This is a genomic window from Streptomyces sp. BPTC-684 (assembly GCF_030028635.1).
GTDB lineage: Bacteria > Actinomycetota > Actinomycetes > Streptomycetales > Streptomycetaceae > Streptomyces > Streptomyces noboritoensis.
Window position 1 is genome coordinate 3,293,465 of sequence record NZ_CP124863.1, and the last position, 16,399, is coordinate 3,309,863.

The 16,399-nt window shown below is 72.1% G+C and carries 15 protein-coding genes; 10 read left to right on the forward strand and 5 right to left on the reverse strand.

What is annotated here, in order from left to right; genetic code table 11:
* Positions 1-44 precede the first annotated feature (44 nt).
* The 5 genes from QIY60_RS14720 (at position 45) to QIY60_RS14740 (ending at position 4,471) form a co-directional block, all read left to right on the forward strand.
* On the forward strand, positions 45-2,099 hold the full coding sequence (locus QIY60_RS14720; protein WP_283142848.1) for an AAA family ATPase: 2,055 nt from the start codon (positions 45-47) through the stop codon (positions 2,097-2,099).
* Between the two features lie 182 nt (positions 2,100-2,281).
* A complete protein-coding gene (locus QIY60_RS14725; RefSeq protein ID WP_283142849.1) occupies positions 2,282-2,857 on the forward strand; it encodes a YceI family protein in 576 nt (191 codons plus the stop codon).
* Positions 2,858-2,958: 101 nt separating this feature from the next.
* Positions 2,959-3,390 (forward strand): helix-turn-helix transcriptional regulator, encoded by a 432-nt coding sequence (locus tag QIY60_RS14730; RefSeq protein ID WP_283142850.1) that lies wholly within the window; start codon positions 2,959-2,961, stop codon positions 3,388-3,390.
* A gap of 36 nt (positions 3,391-3,426) precedes the next feature.
* The gene (locus tag QIY60_RS14735; RefSeq protein ID WP_283142851.1) at positions 3,427-4,023 is read left to right on the forward strand and encodes a hypothetical protein; all 597 of its coding nucleotides are present in this window, start codon (positions 3,427-3,429) and stop codon (positions 4,021-4,023) included.
* Between the two features lie 100 nt (positions 4,024-4,123).
* Complete coding sequence (locus QIY60_RS14740; RefSeq protein WP_266981055.1) at positions 4,124-4,471, forward strand: DUF2516 family protein; 348 nt, start codon at positions 4,124-4,126, stop codon at positions 4,469-4,471.
* Between the two features lie 137 nt (positions 4,472-4,608).
* Here QIY60_RS14740 and QIY60_RS14745 read toward each other — a convergent pair whose 3' ends face one another.
* The 3 genes from QIY60_RS14745 to QIY60_RS14755 form a co-directional block, all read right to left on the reverse strand.
* On the reverse strand, positions 4,609-5,877 hold the full coding sequence (locus tag QIY60_RS14745; protein ID WP_283145929.1) for a SpoIIE family protein phosphatase: 1,269 nt from the start codon (positions 5,875-5,877) through the stop codon (positions 4,609-4,611).
* Between the two features lie 663 nt (positions 5,878-6,540).
* Entirely contained in the window at positions 6,541-7,557 is a 1,017-nt protein-coding gene (locus QIY60_RS14750) for an NlpC/P60 family protein (protein ID WP_283145930.1), read from the reverse strand.
* A 306-nt stretch (positions 7,558-7,863) separates the two neighbouring features.
* Positions 7,864-8,652 (reverse strand): class I SAM-dependent methyltransferase, encoded by a 789-nt coding sequence (locus QIY60_RS14755; RefSeq protein WP_283142852.1) that lies wholly within the window; start codon positions 8,650-8,652, stop codon positions 7,864-7,866.
* 180 nt (positions 8,653-8,832) lie between these two features.
* Here QIY60_RS14755 and mshA point away from each other — a divergent pair, with 180 nt between their 5' ends.
* Positions 8,833-10,176 carry a D-inositol-3-phosphate glycosyltransferase gene (gene mshA, locus QIY60_RS14760; RefSeq protein ID WP_283142853.1) on the forward strand — a complete coding sequence of 448 codons (1,344 nt, stop codon included), beginning with the start codon at positions 8,833-8,835 and terminating at the stop codon, positions 10,174-10,176.
* Positions 10,169-10,669: a YbjN domain-containing protein gene (locus tag QIY60_RS14765; protein ID WP_283142854.1), complete on the forward strand. Its 501-nt coding sequence runs from the start codon at positions 10,169-10,171 to the stop codon at positions 10,667-10,669. Before mshA ends, QIY60_RS14765 begins: the two co-directional genes overlap by 8 nt.
* A gap of 298 nt (positions 10,670-10,967) precedes the next feature.
* Here QIY60_RS14765 and QIY60_RS14770 read toward each other — a convergent pair whose 3' ends face one another.
* The gene (locus QIY60_RS14770) at positions 10,968-12,242 is read right to left on the reverse strand and encodes an MFS transporter (protein WP_283142855.1); all 1,275 of its coding nucleotides are present in this window, start codon (positions 12,240-12,242) and stop codon (positions 10,968-10,970) included.
* A 174-nt stretch (positions 12,243-12,416) separates the two neighbouring features.
* On the opposite strand from QIY60_RS14770, the gene QIY60_RS14775 reads away from it, so the two are divergent.
* A complete protein-coding gene (locus QIY60_RS14775) occupies positions 12,417-13,175 on the forward strand; it encodes a phosphoglyceromutase (RefSeq protein ID WP_283142856.1) in 759 nt (252 codons plus the stop codon).
* Between the two features lie 348 nt (positions 13,176-13,523).
* Here the strand turns inward: QIY60_RS14775 and phoU are convergent, their stop codons facing one another.
* Positions 13,524-14,201 carry a phosphate signaling complex protein PhoU gene (phoU, locus tag QIY60_RS14780; RefSeq protein ID WP_283142857.1) on the reverse strand — a complete coding sequence of 226 codons (678 nt, stop codon included), beginning with the start codon at positions 14,199-14,201 and terminating at the stop codon, positions 13,524-13,526.
* 212 nt (positions 14,202-14,413) lie between these two features.
* Between phoU and QIY60_RS14785 the strand changes: the two genes are divergently transcribed.
* Both QIY60_RS14785 and QIY60_RS14790 read left to right on the forward strand, forming a co-directional pair.
* Positions 14,414-15,691 (forward strand): ATP-binding protein, encoded by a 1,278-nt coding sequence (locus QIY60_RS14785; RefSeq protein WP_101388934.1) that lies wholly within the window; start codon positions 14,414-14,416, stop codon positions 15,689-15,691.
* The gene (locus tag QIY60_RS14790) at positions 15,688-16,368 is read left to right on the forward strand and encodes a response regulator transcription factor (protein ID WP_017242433.1); all 681 of its coding nucleotides are present in this window, start codon (positions 15,688-15,690) and stop codon (positions 16,366-16,368) included. The genes QIY60_RS14785 and QIY60_RS14790 overlap by 4 nt, the downstream gene beginning before the upstream one ends.
* Positions 16,369-16,399 lie beyond the last annotated feature (31 nt).

Here is a 16,399-nt window from a genome sequence, read left to right on the forward strand (position 1 = left end):
TTACTGAGTAAAAAATTTAACCGAGTTGCGTTACGCTTGGCGGCATGACGCCACTCGACCGCGAACTCAGTCAGGAACGGACCTACCACGAAGCCTGCCGCGCGGCCCTGGCCGGCATGGTCGAGGGCGCGGACGTCCGGGTCGTCATCGGTGAGAACGCGTTCGCCTCCGGCGCGGACGCCGAAGTGCTCGGCTATCAACTGCGCAGCTGGGCGAAGGAGTTGCGGCAGGAGCCGGACAGCCCGCTGTTCTTCGGGCGGCTCGACTTCGAGGACGGCGGGGCGTCCGGCGACCACGCCGGGCAGCGCTACTACATCGGCCGCCGCCGCATCAGCGAGCACCCCTCGGCGCCGCCGCTGGTCGTCGACTGGCGGGCGCCCGTCTCGCGGACGTTCTACCAGGCCGGGGCCCGCGACCCGCTGGGCGTCGCCGTCCGCCGCCGCTTCGGCTGGGCCCCGGGCAGCCTCGGCGCCCCCGAGGACCTCACGAGCATGGAGGACGAGCGGCTGGGCGCCCCGGCCGAACGGGCCGCCGAACAGGTCGGCGGCATCCTCGCCGCCGAGATCGAGCGCCCCCGCGTCGGCCCCATGCGCGACATCGCCGCCACCATCCAGCCCGAGCAGGACGACCTCGTACGCTCCGAGCTCGGGCAGTCCCTCTGCGTCCAGGGCGCCCCGGGCACCGGCAAGACGGCCGTCGGGCTGCACCGGGCCGCGTATCTGCTCTACACCTACCCGCAGCGCATCCAGCGCGGCGGCCTCCTGGTCCTCGGCCCCAACCGGACCTTCCTCCACTACATCGCGCAGGTCCTGCCCGCCCTCGGCGAGATCGACATCCGGCAGTCGACGGTCGACGACGAGGTCGCGCGCGGGCCCGTCCGGGCGGTCGACGACGAGGCCGCGGCGGTCGTCAAGCACGACGCCCGGATGGCGCGGGTGCTGCACCGGGCGCTGTACGCACGGGTCGGCGCGGCCGGGAGCTACGAGGCGGTCGAGGTGCCCGACGGCTCGTACCGCTGGCGGGTGACCGGCGGCGAGCTGGCGACGATCGTCGCGGAGGTACGGGCCGAGGCGCCCCCGTACGCCGTGGGCCGCGAGCGGGTCCGCAGCCGGGCCGTCCGCGTCATCCAGCTGGAGGCCGAGCGCCGGGCCGGGCCGATGAACAACACCTGGCTGCAACGGATCTCCCGGGCCCGCCCGGTCTCCGCGTTCGTGGACGCGGCCTGGCCGAAGGTCACGCCCGAGGAGGTCCTGGCGGCGCTCTTCACCGATCCGGACGTACTGGCGGCGGCCGCCGACGGCGTGCTGAGCGCGGAGGAGCAGAAGCGGCTGCTGTGGAGCCGGGCGCCGCGCTCGTACAAGTCGGCCAAGTGGTCGGCGGCCGACCAGGTGCTGCTCGACGAGCTCGCCGGGCTGATCGAACGCCCGCAGGGCTACGGCCACATCGTCGTCGACGAGGCGCAGGACCTCTCCCCGATGGAGTGCCGGGCCGTCGCCCGCCGCTCCGGCTTCGGCTCGCTGACCGTGCTCGGCGATCTGGCGCAGGGCACCACCCCGTGGGCGGCCCGCGACTGGCCGGAGCACCTGGCGCACCTCGGCAAGCCGGACGCCCCGGTGGTCCCGCTGACGACCGGCTTCCGGGTCCCGGAGGCGATCGTGGCCCTGGCGAACGGGCTGCTCGGGGCGCTGGAGGTGGCCGTACCGCCGTCCCGCTCGCTGCGCCGGGACGGCGAGCTGGCGCTGCGGCGGGTCGAGGACGTGCGGTCCGCGCTGGTGGACTCCGTACGGGCGGCGCTCGCGCGGGAGGGCTCGGTGGGCGTGATCGCGTGCGACGCGGACGTGCCGGAGCTGCGCGCGGCCCTCGCGGCGGCGGGCGTGGCGACGGCGGAGGCGGACGACCTGACGGCGGCGGCCCGGGTGACGGTGCTGCCCGCGACGGCGGCCAAGGGCCTGGAGTACGACCACGTGGTGGCCGTGGAGCCGACGGCGATCGCGGAGGCGGAGGAGCGGGGGCTGCACCGGCTGTACGTGGTGCTGACCCGGGCGGTGTCCCGGCTCGATGTCCTGCACAGCAGGCCGCTGCCGGACGCGCTGCGGTGAGGGTGTTCAACATGCGCACGGGATAGGGCGGTTGGGTGCGCGAGGGGCGCCGACTCACTATGTTGTGGAGGGTTCAAGCAAGGGACCGAGCCCTACGCAGGGCAAGGAAACGCGGGGCCGGCGCACGGCACCGCGATCACTCCACTACTGGACCGCTTACGTCTTCTGGGGGCCTCACCAGCATGTCCACCTCCTCCTCCACCTCTCCCGAGCCGACCGCCTCGGCCGCCGATCTGCCCGGGTACGCGCCCGGCACCTGGGCGATCGACCCGATCCACTCCGAGATCGCCTTCTCCGTACGGCACTTGGGCATCGCCAATGTGCGCGGCCGGTTCGACGAGTTCGCGGGCGAGATCGTGCTCGCCGAGAACCCGCTGGAGTCCTCGGTCAACGCCACGATCAAGATCGCGTCGGTCTCCACGGCGCACGAGCAGCGCGACGCGCACATACGGTCGGAGGAGTTCCTGCACGCGGAGGAGTTCCCCGAGATGACCTTCCGCTCCACGGGGATCCGGCCGGGCGGCGGCGACGGCTTCCTGGCCGACGGCGAGCTGACCGTCCGCGGCGTCACCCAGCCCGTCACCCTCGACCTGGAGCTGAACGGCTTCAGCAAGGGCTACGAGGGCCGCGCGGCGGCGGGCTTCTCCGCGACCACCCAGATCAGCCGCAAGGCCTTCGGCGTCCACGGCGGCCCGGGGGGCGCGGCCCTCGGCGACACCATCAAGATCACGCTGGAGGTCGAGGCGAGCCGGGTCTGACGGGGGCGAGTGGGCCTCAATGTGCCCGGCCCGACGTGGCGCGGCACACTTTTGCAAGCATGTGCTTGCAATAGTTAGCGGAGAAGGGGCAGTATCGGGGTATGGCATCGCTCAACGTCGGCAATCTCGGCGGGTTCCTGCGCGAGCAGCGGCGTAACGCCCAGCTCTCGTTGCGGCAGCTCGCGGATGCCGCCGGGGTGTCCAATCCGTATCTGAGCCAGATCGAGCGCGGGCTGCGCAAGCCGAGCGCGGACATCCTGCAGCAGCTCGCCAAGGCGCTGCGGATCTCCGCCGAGACGCTGTACGTGCAGGCCGGGATCCTCGACGAACGGGCGCCGGAAGCGGCGGAGACACGGAGCGTCATCCTCGCCGACCCCTCGCTCGACGAGCGGCAGAAGCAGGTGCTGATCCAGATCTACGAGTCCTTCCGCAAGGAGAACGGGCTCGACGCGGAGGCACCTGCTTCGGCCGCGGGCCGGGGCGAGGACGAGGACGACGGCACGGGCGATGACCCATCGGCTCCCAAGAGCTGATCCACGCAACGATCACTGATCCGGGAGGAAACCAGCATGGCCGTCACCGATGAGCTGCGTAATGCCCTGACCGACCCCAAGCCCCTCTTCTTCGTCGCCGGCGCGCTCGACCTCGGCGCCAAGCAGGCCGCGAAGGTCCCGGAGAAGATCCCGGTGCTCGTCGAGCGGATCCAGACCGAGGTCCCGGCGCGGATCGAGGCCGTGCGCAAGACCGACCCCAAGGTCGTCCAGGACAAGGTCGTCGCCCAGGCCAAGGAGGCCCAGGCCGCGGTCACCGCCAAGGTGAACGAGGTCGTCGGCGCGCTCGACGGCGACGTGAAGAAGCTGGGCGACTCCGTCCAGCACTTCGCCCTCCAGGCGGTCGGCTTCGCCGCGGAGTCCCTGGTCAAGGCCCGTGAGGGGTACGACAAGGTGGCCGAGCGTGGCCAGGAGGTCGTCAAGGAGTGGCGCGGCGAGGCCGCCGAGGAGATCTCGGAGATCGCCGAGGCCGTCGAGCCGAATGACTCCGAGTCCGAGTCGGAGGCCCCGGCCGCCGACTCCTCCGCCTCCGCCGAGGCCAAGCCCGCGCCCGCCAGGAAGACGACCGCGCGCAAGAGCACGGCGAAGAAGACCGCGGCCAAGCCCGCGGAGTGAGCGGGGCCCGTCGCGGCGGCGGGCACCTTTTCGGTGTCCGCCTCGTTGGACGGGTACCTTGGCCGCGTAGGAGCGATTCCGGGAAAGGTGGTGGACGACCGTGCTGATGCAGGGATTCACGGGGTTCATGTGGCTGCTGAGTACAGCCCTGACCGCATTGAGCCTGTTCGCGCTCGTGGACGCGGCCTTCCGCCGTGAGGACGCGTTCCGCGCGGTGGACAAGCAGACCAAGCCGTTCTGGCTGATCATCCTGGCCATCGCGCTGCTGGTCAGCGTGCTGTTCCCGCTGCTCTCGTTCCTGCCGGTCATCGGCGCGGTGGCGGTGATCGTCTACATCGTGGACGTCCGCCCGGCGGTTCGGCAGATCAGCGGCGGGCGCGGGCGCGGCGGCCGTCGCGGCGGATCCAGCAGCGACGGTCCGTACGGACCGTACAACGGCGGCCGCTGAGCGCTCCGCTGGGAGTGCGGGTATTCGACTGCGGGCTGATGGGGGTCCCCCCTGCTCGAACGGAGTTGAGAGCTTGGGGGAGGCTGGTCGCGCAGTTCCCCGCGCCCCTTTGGGGCACGCGGTACCGCGCCCGGTCTCTACCGTACGGGGCGGTCGCCCGGCCGGGGCCGTTCGAGCAGCAACACCGCGACGTCGTCGGTGAGTTCACCGCCGTTGAGCTCGCGGGCCTCGGTGACCGCCGCCTCCAGGAGCGACTCGCCGCGCAGGCCCGTCGTCAGTAGACGGTTGACCATGTCGGTCATGCCCTCCTGGCCGAGCCGCTGGTTGCCGATACCGGTGCGGCCCTCGATCAGGCCGTCCGTGTACATCAACAGGCTCCACGCGTCCCCCAGTTCGACCCGGCGGCGCGGCCAGCGGGTCTGGGGCAGCAGCCCGAGCGCCGGGCCCCCGCTCTCGTACGCGAGCAGGCTCGCGGGGCTGCCCGCGCGGGCGATCAGCGGGGCCGGGTGGCCCGCGAGGCTCAGCTCGGCGCGGCGGCCGTCCGGGGCGATGTCGACCGTACAGAGCGTCGCGAAGATCTCGTCGCCGTCGCGCTCGTGCTCCAGGACCTGCTGAAGGGTCGTCAGAAGCACGTCGCCGCACAGGCCTGCCAGCGTCAACGCCCGCCAGGCGATGCGCAGTTCCACCCCGAGGGCGGCTTCGTCGGGGCCGTGGCCGCAGACGTCGCCGATCATGGCGTGGACGGTGCCGTCGGGGGTGCGGACCGTGTCGTAGAAGTCGCCGCCGAGCAGGGCGCGGGACCGGCCCGGCCGGTAGCGGGCGGCGAACCGCAGGTCGGAGCCGTCCAGGAGCGGTGTCGGGAGCAGCCCGCGCTCCAGGCGGGCGTTCTCCTGGGCGCGCAGCCGTGACTCCGCGAGCTTGTACTGCGCCGTGTCGGCGCGCTTGCGCTCCACCGCGTACCGGATGGCCCGGCTCAGCAGTCTGCCGTCCAGCTCGTCGCGGAAGAGGTAGTCCTGCGCGCCGACGCGGACGGCCTCGGCGGCGCGTTCGGCGTGGGTGGAGGCGGTGAGGGCGAGGACCGCGTGCCGGGGCGCGAGCCGCAGCAGGGCCCGCAGCGCGGCGAGTTCGTCGTCGGGGTCGCGGCCGGGCAGCGCGAGGTCCAGGAGGATGCAGTTCACGTCGTCGGTGAGCAGCCGCTCGGCCTCGGTGAGATTGCGCGCGGTACGGATCCGCACCCGGGTCCCGGCGGTGTGCAGCAGCTCGGAGACGGTGAAGGGGCCGACGGGGTCGTCCTCGATGACGAGCAGGTTGAGGGCGGCGGCGGCCGTCTGCGGCGTGGTGCCGTTGGGGGCGGCGGGGGTGCGTCCGGGGTGTGGGACGGTGCCGGGGCCGTGGCTCGCGCCCATTCCCGCGCCCATTCCCGCGCCCAGGCCTGCGGCCGTCCCCAGGCCCGTGGCCGTCGCGCCGGAACCTGTCTCGGTCGCCGGACGGCCCGGCACTTCCGGGCCGCCCTGGCCCAGCAGGGCGTCAGGTCGTACGAGGTCGCCCGGTCGCGCGAGGTCGTCCGCTTCGGCGGCGATGCCCGGGGCGCCGGGGCCCGTCGCGGGGCCCGGGCCGCCCAGCCTCGTCGCGTGCGGGGTGACCGGGAGCGCCGGGGTGCCCGGAGCAGCCGGGCTGCCGGGGGTGACCGGGGCTGCCCGGGTACCCGGGGTACCCGGTCCCGGTTCGCCCGGTCCCGGCCGGGGCGTCCGAGGGGACCACATGTGCGGTGCGGGCATTCCGGTCTCCCTCCTCCCGAGGGCGCCGCGGAACGCCGGGCTGCGTTGCCGCCAGTCCGGGACCCTAGCGTCAGAGGGCCGCGCAGCGGAATGGCGTTCGGTGACTGTTCGGCAAATGGCTCATGGCATATGCCACATGCCGCACTTGTCCGGGCGGACGAAGCCTGACCCGGCGCCCGGACCACTCCTTGCCTGTCCGGGCGGACGGCATTCTCATCCGTTGCCCGGACCGCCTCTTGCTCGTCCGGGGCGGACGACGCCTCACCTGTTGCCCGGCCCCCACGCGTCCGGCTACTTGTCCGGGCGCACGACCCCCAGGATCGGCATCGTGCCCGCGCCCGCGATCGTCACGTTCCGCCCCGGCCGGGGGGCGTGCACGATCGCGCCGTCCCCGATGTACATCCCGACGTGTGTCGCGTCCGAGAAGTAGATGATGAGATCGCCCGGTCGCATGTCCTTGACGGCGACATGCGGCAGTTGTGCCCACTGCTCCTGCGAGGTGCGCGGAATGCCCCGGCCCGCCGCGAGCCACGCCTGGGACGTCAGGCCCGAGCAGTCGTACGACTTCGGTCCCTCCGCGCCCCACACGTACGGCTTGCCGATCTGGTCGGTCGCGAACTGCACCGCCTTGCGGCCCTGTTCGCTCGACTTGCCGTTGATCTCCTTCAATATCCCCGAACTGAGCCAGTCCGTCTGCGCCTTGTACTGCTGCTGCCGCTCCAGCTCCGCCAGCCGCTCGCGCTCCTTCGCCTCCAGCTGGGACTCCAGCTTCTCGGCGGCCGCGATCTTGCCGGTGATCTCCTTCTTGGCGGTCTCCTTCTTGACCCGGTTCGCCTCCAGCTTCTTCCACTGGGCGGAGGCGTCCTTCGAGTACTGCGCCAGGTCCTGTTGCGTACGGTTCAGTTCGGCCAGCATCCCCTGCGCGGCCTGCTGGCCCTGGCGCAGCCGGTCGGCGCCGTCCAGGAAGCCGTCCGGGTTGCCGCTGAGCATCATCTGCGCGCCGAGCGGCAGCCCGCCCGTGCGGTACTGCAACCGGGCCGTCGCCCCCGCCTGGTCCTTCAGCCGCTTGATCCGCTCCTCGCCCTTGACGATCTCCTGGGCGATCTTCACGATCTCCGCGGACTGGAGCTTGGTCTGCTCCTGGGCCTGGTTGTACGCCTCGGTCGCGACCGCCGCCTGCCGGTAGAGCTCGTCTATCTCCTTGCGCACGTCGTCGAGGTCCTTCGACGACAGGGGCGGAGCCGGGGGAGCGGTCGACGCGGTCGGATCCGGCTTCGGATTCGGCGCGGCGAACGCCGTGGCCGGCATCACGAGCACGGTCAAGGCGCACACCACGGTGATCGCGGTGGCCAAGCGGCGCGGCTGCACTAAATCTCCCCCTCCGGACAACCGGACAACACCAGACAGAACGGTATGTGATTTACCGTCAGTAACATTCTGGCAACGTCGTGATGGTGCCATGCCGTCCCCCAAAACGACAGGGGCGGACGGCACCTCACGGGTCACTCCCCGCGAGTGGGACGAACGGCGGGCGCGGTGCGTTCCCCTCGACGCCGCCCGACCCCGGCATTCACTCGTGCGAGGTCGGCAGGCCGCGGTCCCGTCGGCCCGGCTTCACCCCCGAGGCGCCAGCGCCCCCCACTCCACCGTGACCTCGCCCTGCCGCCACCGCCGCGGCCCGTCCCGCAGCGGCCAGTCCGCCGCCAGGTCCCGGACCGCCCGGATCCACCGCTGCCGCGCGCCCAGCGAGGCGTACGGGGCCGCCGCCGCCCACGCCCGGTCGAAGTCGCGCAGGAACGCGTGGACCGGCTCGCCCGGCACGTTCCGGTGGATCAGCGCCTTCGGCAGCCGCTCCGCCAGGTCGGACGGGCGCTCCAGGGAGCCCAGTCGGGTCGCGAACGTCACCGTGCGCGGCCCTGACGCGTCAAGCGCCACCCACACGTGCCGCCGCCCGATCTCGTCGCAGGTGCCCTCGACCAGCAGCCCGCCCTCCGCGAGCCGCCCGCACAGCCGCGCCCACACCGCCGCGACCTCGCCCTCCTCGTACTGCCGCAGCACATTGGCCGCCCGGATCAGCAGCGGCGGATGCGGCAGCGGCACCTCGAAGCCGCCGTGCAGGAAGGTGAGGCCCTCCCTCTCGTACGGCTTCGCGGCCGCGACCCGGGCGGGCTCGATCTCGATCCCCACCACCGACACGGCGGGCGCGGCGGTCCGCAGCCGCTGCAGCAGCTCGACGGCCGTCCAGGGGGCCGCCCCGTATCCGAGGTCCACCGCGACCGGCGCCTCGGCGCGGCGCAGCGCGGGCCCGTGGACCTCGGCGATCCAGCGGTCCATGCGGCGGAGCCGGTTCGGGTTGGTGGTGCCGCGCGTGACGGTGCCGACGGGTCGCTTGGGTGGAGCCATACGACGAGGGTAGGCGCCCCTGATGAGAGGTGGTGGCGGGCAACTTTTCGGCAAAAGTGCGGGGAAGTGGAATGGAAGGAAGGGTTCCGGTGGTTACCGCTCATTGAGGGCGTGTGCAAGCCCTCTATTGAGCTATGCCTCAGTGCCACCCGCCCTGCCCCCGGTCGAGAGGACGTCGACGTGAGCCAGTACGTGTCCCGGTTCACCGGCACCCTGGCGGGGCCGCCCCGGCTCAGGCTCCCCGGGGGCCACCGCAGGCCGCGGCGGATCGCCATGCTCAGCGTCCACACCTCGCCGCTGCACCAGCCGGGCACGGGCGACGCGGGCGGCATGAACGTCTACATCGTGGAGCTCGCCAAGCGCCTCGCCGCGATCAACATCGAGGTCGAGATCTTCACCCGGGCGACCACGGGCGGGCTCGCCCCCACGGTCGAGATGGCGCCCGGGGTCCTGGTCCGGCACGTGGACGCGGGGCCGTACGAGGGCCTGGCCAAGGAGGAGCTGCCGGCCCAGCTGTGCGCCTTCACGCACGGCGTGATGCAGGCCTGGGCGGGCCACCGGCCCGGTCACTACGACCTGGTGCACTCCCACTACTGGCTCTCCGGCCACGTCGGCTGGCTCGCCGCCGAGCGCTGGGGCGTGCCGCTGGTGCACGCCATGCACACCATGGCCAAGGTCAAGAACGCCGCGCTCGCCGACGGCGACACGCCCGAGCCCGCGGCCCGGGTGATCGGCGAGACGCAGATCGTCGACGCGGCGGACCGGCTGATCGCCAACACCGCCGAGGAGGCCGACGAGCTCGTCCGCTTCTACGACGCCGACCCCGGCAAGGTCGCGGTCGTCCACCCCGGAGTGAACCTGGACCGCTTCCGCCCGGCGGACGGCCGGGCGGCGGCCCGGGCCCGGCTCGGCCTGCCGCAGGACGCCGTGATCCCGCTCTTCGCGGGCCGCATCCAGCCGCTGAAGGCGCCCGACATCCTGCTGCGGGCGGTGGCGGTGCTGCTCACCGAGACCCCGTCGCTGCGCTCGCGGCTGGTGGTGCCGGTGATCGGCGGCCCGTCGGGCAGCGGTCTGGCGAAGCCGGAGGGGCTGCACAAGCTGGCGGCCCGGCTCGGCATCTCGGACGTGGTCCGGTTCCACCCGCCGGTGGGCCAGGACCGGCTCGCGGACTGGTTCCGGGCGGCGTCGGTGCTGGTCATGCCCTCGTACAGCGAGTCCTTCGGGCTTGTGGCCATCGAGGCGCAGGCGGCGGGGACGCCGGTGGTGGCGGCGGAGGTGGGCGGTCTGCCGGTCGCGGTCCGGTCCGGCGAGACCGGCTTCCTGGTCTCCGGCCACGACCCCGGCGACTACGCGCGCGCCCTGCGCCGCTTCCTGGACGACCCGACGCTGGCGGACCGGATGGGCGCGGCGGCCGCCGCGCACGCCGAGTCCTTCGGCTGGGGGACGGCCGCGTCGGCCACGGCGGACGTCTACACCGCCGCCATGCACGAACACCGCCGTCGCGTACGCTCGCACCATGGCTGACGCACTGGCTGTGATCGACGCGTACCTCAAGGACGCCGAGCTGGAGTGGGAGTCCCCCGAGCCGGGCTCGTACGTGGTGAAGCTCCCCGGCACCCGGAAGCTCTCCACCACCTGCTCGCTGCGGGTCGGCCGCCACTCCCTGTCCGTGAACGCGTTCGTGGTCCGCCACCCCGACGAGAACGCGGCGGGCGTCCACCGCTGGCTCCTGGAGCGCAACCTCCGCCTCTACGGCGTGAGTTACGCGGTGGACAACCTCGGAGACGTCTACCTGGCGGGCAAGCTCCCGCTGGCCTCGATCACCCCCGAGGAGCTGGACCGCCTCCTCGGCACGGTCCTGGAGGAGGCGGACGGCTCCTTCAACACCCTCCTGGAACTGGGCTTCGCGTCGGCGATCCGGCGGGAGTACGAGTGGAGGGTGTCGCGGGGGGAGTCGACGCGGAACCTGGACGCGTTCGCGAACCTGACGCAGCGTCCGGCTTCCCGGGGGGACTAGCCCCCACCCCGCCCCTTCCCGAAAGCCCTGGCCGGGCGGCTGTCGTTTCGTCCGCGGGCCGGTGGGGGCTGAGCGCGCAGTTCCCCGCGCCCCTAGATGCGCCCCTTCGGGGCGCCCCGGGGATTGCCGCGCAGCGGCATTCAAGGGGCGCGGGGAACTGCGCGAGCAACCCAGCACGGTCCGCAGGCGAAAGGGGCAACGGGGTCCGGGGGCGTAGCCCCCGGGAGAACCACCTCCACCCCCACCCACCCCCGGAGGGTTTAGGGAAGGGGCGGGGTGGGGCCCAAAGGCCCGGCCATCACGCCGGTACGTTCGTCCGGCGTTCCGCCACCCCACCCCCCGCCACCACATCCTCCTCGGCCCCCAGCCCCCGCATCAGCAGCCAGTACCCAGCCGCCGCCACAGACCCCAGCACCGCACAAGCCCCCCACAACCAGTCCGCCCCGAAGTGGTCGACGACGAAGCCCGACATCAGGGGGGCCACCAGGGCGGCCACCGACCACGACATCGTGTACACACCTTGGTAGCGGCCCCGCCCGTGCACGGGCGACAGGCGCACCACCAGCCCCGTCTGCGTGGGCGAGTTGACGATCTCCGCCAGCGTCCAGACGCAGATCGTCAGCGCGTACACCCCCACCGACCCCGCGAACGCGGTGAGCCCGAACCCGTACCCCGCGAGCAGCGACGACACGATCAGCAGCCGGCGCGGATCGCGGTGCTCGATCGCCCGCGTGACCGGGATCTGGACGGCGACGATCAGTACGCCGTTGACCGCGATCGCCAGGCCGAAGTCCGCGCTGGAGAAGCCGTCCGCGCCCATGGCGACCGGCAGCCCCACGTAACCCTGCTGGAAGATCAGGGAGATGAGGAAGGACAGGCCGACCACCCCCATGAAGCGGCCGTCGCGGAACACCGTCCCGAGACCGACCTCCGGCTCCGGCCCCCGCTCCCGCCCCTCCTTGAGCGGAGCGCCCCGCTCCGGCCGCGACTCCGGCAGCTTCAGGAAGACCAGCACCGCACACGCCAGGGTCAGCGCGGCCTCCCCCAGGAAGCCCGCCAGATAGCTGTGCTGCGCGATGAAGCCCGCGCCCGCCGAGGAGACCGCGAACCCGAGGTTGATCGCCCAGTAGTTGAGCGAGAACGCCCGCATCCGGTCCTCGGGCTTCACGATGTCCGCCATCATCGCCTGGACGGCCGGGCGCGAGGCGTTGGAGGCCATGCCGACCAGGAAGGCGACGGCGACGATCGCCGCCGGGTCGGTCATGAAGCCGAGCAGCGCCACCGAGAAGGCCGTCGCCGTCTGGGCGATCATCATCGTGGGGCGGCGGCCGAGCCGGTCGGTCAGAACGCCCGCGCCGAGCGAGGAGACGACGCCGCCCAGACCGTGCAGGGAGACGACCAGACCCGCGTACGAGGCCGAGTAGCCGCGGTCGTGCGTCAGGTACAGGGTCATGAACGTGGCGACGAACGCCCCGAGCCGGTTGATCAGCGTGCTCGTCCACAGCCACCAGAACTCCCGGGGCAGACCCGAGACGCTCTCTCGTGCGGCGCGTCTGAGACTGGCGACGGACATCGATTCCCCCGAAGATGTGTAAGTGGCGCAGGCAATATCCGCAACTTACGACGCAGAGATCGGAACCCGCCACTCAATTGACGCCGTCCGTCAATCGTCCACGTGCCGAGACGCCCCCGGCGCCTTCCTCCCCGCGCGCGCGACGGCCCGCGAACGTCGATTACGCTCGGACGCATGGCCGACGCACCGTACAAGCTGATCCTCCTCCGCCACGGCGAGAGCGAGTGGAACGAGAAGAACCTGTTCACCGGGTGGGTGGACGTCAACCTCACCGCGAAGGGCGAGAAGGAGGCGGCGCGCGGCGGTGAGCTGCTCAAGGACGCCGGCCTGCTCCCCGACGTGCTGCACACCTCCCTCCAGAAGCGCGCCATCCGCACCGCCCAGCTCGCGCTGGAGTCCGCGGACCGCCACTGGATCCCGGTCCACCGCAGCTGGCGCCTGAACGAGCGCCACTACGGCGCCCTCCAGGGCAAGGACAAGGCGCAGACGCTCGCCGAGTTCGGCGAGGAGCAGTTCATGCTGTGGCGCCGCTCGTACGACACCCCGCCGCCGGAGCTCGCGGACGGCACGGAGTTCTCGCAGAGCGACGACGCCCGCTACGCGTCCATCCCGCCGGAGCTGCGCCCGCGCACCGAGTGCCTCAAGGACGTCGTCGTCCGCATGCTGCCGTACTGGTACGACGGCATCGTCCCGGACCTGCTCGCGGGCCGGACCGTGCTTGTCGCCGCCCACGGCAACTCGCTGCGCGCGCTGGTCAAGCACCTCGACGGCATCTCGGACGCCGACATCGCGGGCCTGAACATCCCGACCGGCATCCCGCTCGTCTACGAGCTCGACGCCGACTTCAAGCCCGTCAAGCCGGGCGGCACCTACCTCGACCCGGACGCGGCCGCCGCCGCGATCGAGGCGGTCAAGAACCAGGGCAAGAAGTAAGCGGCAAGAAGCAAGCGGTACGTACGTAGTACGTACGAGAGGGGCCCGTCCGGATTCCGGACGGGCCCCTCTCGTGTACGGATCAGCCGCAGCCGCCGCCGCACTGGCACGGGCCGCCCGACTGGCAGCCGCACGAGCAGCCGGGGCCGCACTGGCAGCCGTTGGCGTTCGGAGTCGGGGTCTCGGTCATGGTCCCTCCCGGGGTTGGGGGTACGCGTACCTCACCCCATTGGATGCCCACCGGGGCGGGCGCATCAACGGCGCGTGCCACCATGCCCGCGCGCCCCCGCGCTCCAAGGCGCCGGCCGCACCCCGCGCTCCGAGCCGCCCCGCGCCCCCGTGGCACCTCTACGCGCCCTCGACCTGCGCCGACTGCTGGAGCTCGTCCGCGTGCTCGCCGGTGACCAGGTACACGACCCGCTTGGCGACCGAGACCGCGTGGTCCGCGAACCGCTCGTAGTAGCGGCCGAGCAGCGTCACGTCGACGGCCGTCTCGATGCCGTGCTTCCAGCGGTCGTCCATCAGGTGCTGGAACAGCGTGCGGTGCAGCAGGTCCATCTCGTCGTCGTCCTGCTCCAGCTGGAGCGCCAGGTCGACGTCCTTGGTGATGATCACCTCGGCGGCCTTCGCCATCAGGCGCTGGGCCAGCTGGCCCATCTCCAGGATGGTGGCGTGCAGGTCGCGCGGGACCGCCCGCTCCGGGTAGCGCAGCCGGGTCAGCTTGGCGACGTGCTGGGCCAGGTCGCCCGAGCGCTCCAGGTCGGCGCTCATGCGGAGGGAAGTCACGACGATGCGGAGGTCGGTCGCGACGGGCTGCTGGCGGGCCAGCAGGGCTATCGCCCGCGCCTCCAGGTCGTGCTGCAGATCGTCGACCTTCTGGTCGGCGGCGATCACACTCTCGGCGAGCTTGAGATCGGCGTCGAGCATGGCCGTCGTGGCGCGCCCGATCGCCGACCCGACAAGGCGGGCCATCTCGACCAGGCCCTCGCCGATCGAGTCAAGTTCCTCGTGGTACGCGTCCCGCATGGGTGTCCCTCTTTCGATGACTCCGGGCAATGACTCCGGGGAGGCAGGGGGTGTCCGTGACCCCCACGCTCCCACGTTCCGTGGGTTACGCGTCCGATTCGGCCACACCAAGTGAACCGGCACTATCACCATGGTGAACTCTGGGCGACGAACGTTCGAGCAGACACCCGGATGGCTGGGAGAGTGTCGGTGGGCACGCATAACCTGGATGCATGGACGTGAACGCGGCGGTCGCCGCAGCTGCAGCGATCGCCGGGTTGTGCACCGGCGTCATCGCCATGCTGGCGTTCCGCTGGAGCGAGCGCGACCAGGCGCGGCCCACCCGGACATCCCTGCACACGGACGCGGTCCTGCCGCCCGGCGTGGACACCGTGCTCTCGGTGCTCCGCTCCTCGGCGGTGGTGCTCGACGAGAGCGACTCGGTGGTCAAGGCCAGCTCCGCGGCGTACGCGCTGGGGCTGGTCAGGGGCGGAAAGCTGGCCGTGGAGCCGATGCTCCACATGGCCCGCGACACCCGCCGCGACGGGGAGATACGGCAAGTGGAGCTGGATCTTCCGCGCCGGGGCACCGGCCGCGGCGAGGCCCTGGCGGTCTCCGCCCGGGTCGCCCCGCTCGGCTCCCGCCTCGTCCTGCTCCTGGTCGAGGACCTGACCGAGGCCCGGCGCATCGAGGCGGTCCGGCGCGACTTCGTCGCCAACGTCAGCCATGAGCTCAAGACGCCGGTCGGCGCGCTCTCCCTGCTCTCCGAGGCCGTCATGGACGCCTCGGACGACCCCGAGGCGATCACCCGCTTCGCGGGCCGGATGCAGATCGAGGCCAACCGGCTGACCAATCTGGTCCAGGAGCTCATCGACCTGTCCCGGGTGCAGAACGACGACCCGCTGGAGGACGCCGAGCCGGTCCGGGTCGACGAGCTGGTGGCCGAGGCCATCGACCGCTCCCGCCACCCCGCGTCCACCAAGCAGATCACGATGGCCGCGGGCGGCACCGCCGACCTGTACGTCTGGGGAAACCGCGGCCAGCTCGCCGCCGCCCTCGGCAACCTCGTCGAGAACGCGGTCAACTACTCCCCGGCCAGGACCAGGGTCGGCATCGCGGGCCGCCGCGTCGCCGCGCCCGGCGGGGACCTCATCGAGATAGCCGTGACCGACCAGGGCATCGGCATCTCCGAGAAGGACCGGGAGCGCGTCTTCGAGCGCTTCTACCGCGTCGACCCGGCCCGCTCCCGCGCCACCGGTGGTACGGGCCTGGGCCTGGCCATCGTCAAGCACGTGGCCGCCTCGCACGGCGGGGAGGTCACCGTCTGGAGCTCCGAGGGACAGGGCTCCACCTTCACCCTGAGGCTGCCGGAGGCCGGCGCCGTACGGGACCGCGCCGCACCCCACCCCGCAGGCCCGGACGACGACGCCGTCGACGAGCCGCCGTACGACACCTTCCCGACCGCGCACGACTCCACCACTGTGCCCCCTGCCCCGGAGGTCCTTCCGTGACCCGAGTGCTCGTCGTCGAGGACGAGGAATCGTTCAGCGACGCCCTGTCCTACATGCTCCGCAAAGAGGGCTTCGAGGTCGCCGTGGCGGCCACCGGGCCCGACGGGCTGGACGAGTTCGAGCGCAACGGCGCCGACCTCGTGCTGCTCGACCTGATGCTGCCGGGGCTGCCCGGCACGGAGGTCTGCCGCCAGCTGCGCGGCCGCTCCAACGTCCCGGTGATCATGGTCACCGCCAAGGACAGCGAGATCGACAAGGTCGTGGGCCTCGAAATAGGAGCCGACGACTATGTGACCAAGCCCTTCTCGTCCCGTGAGCTCGTCGCCCGCATCCGCGCGGTGCTGCGCCGGCGCGGCGAGCCGGAGGAGGTCACCCCGGCGGCCCTGGAGGCCGGCCCGGTCCGCATGGACGTGGACCGCCACGTGGTCACCGTCTCCGGCGGCAAGGTCGACCTGCCGCTGAAGGAGTTCGACCTCCTGGAGATGCTGCTGCGCAACGCGGGCCGCGTGCTGACCCGTATGCAGCTGATCGACAGAGTCTGGGGCGCGGACTACGTCGGCGACACCAAGACCCTCGACGTCCACGTCAAGCGCCTCCGCGCCAAGATCGAGCCGGACCCGGGCGCGCCGAGGTATCTGGTGACGGTGCGGGGGCTGGGCTACAAGTTCGAGCCGTAAACCGCAGACGGCGGACATATGAGGAGGGGCC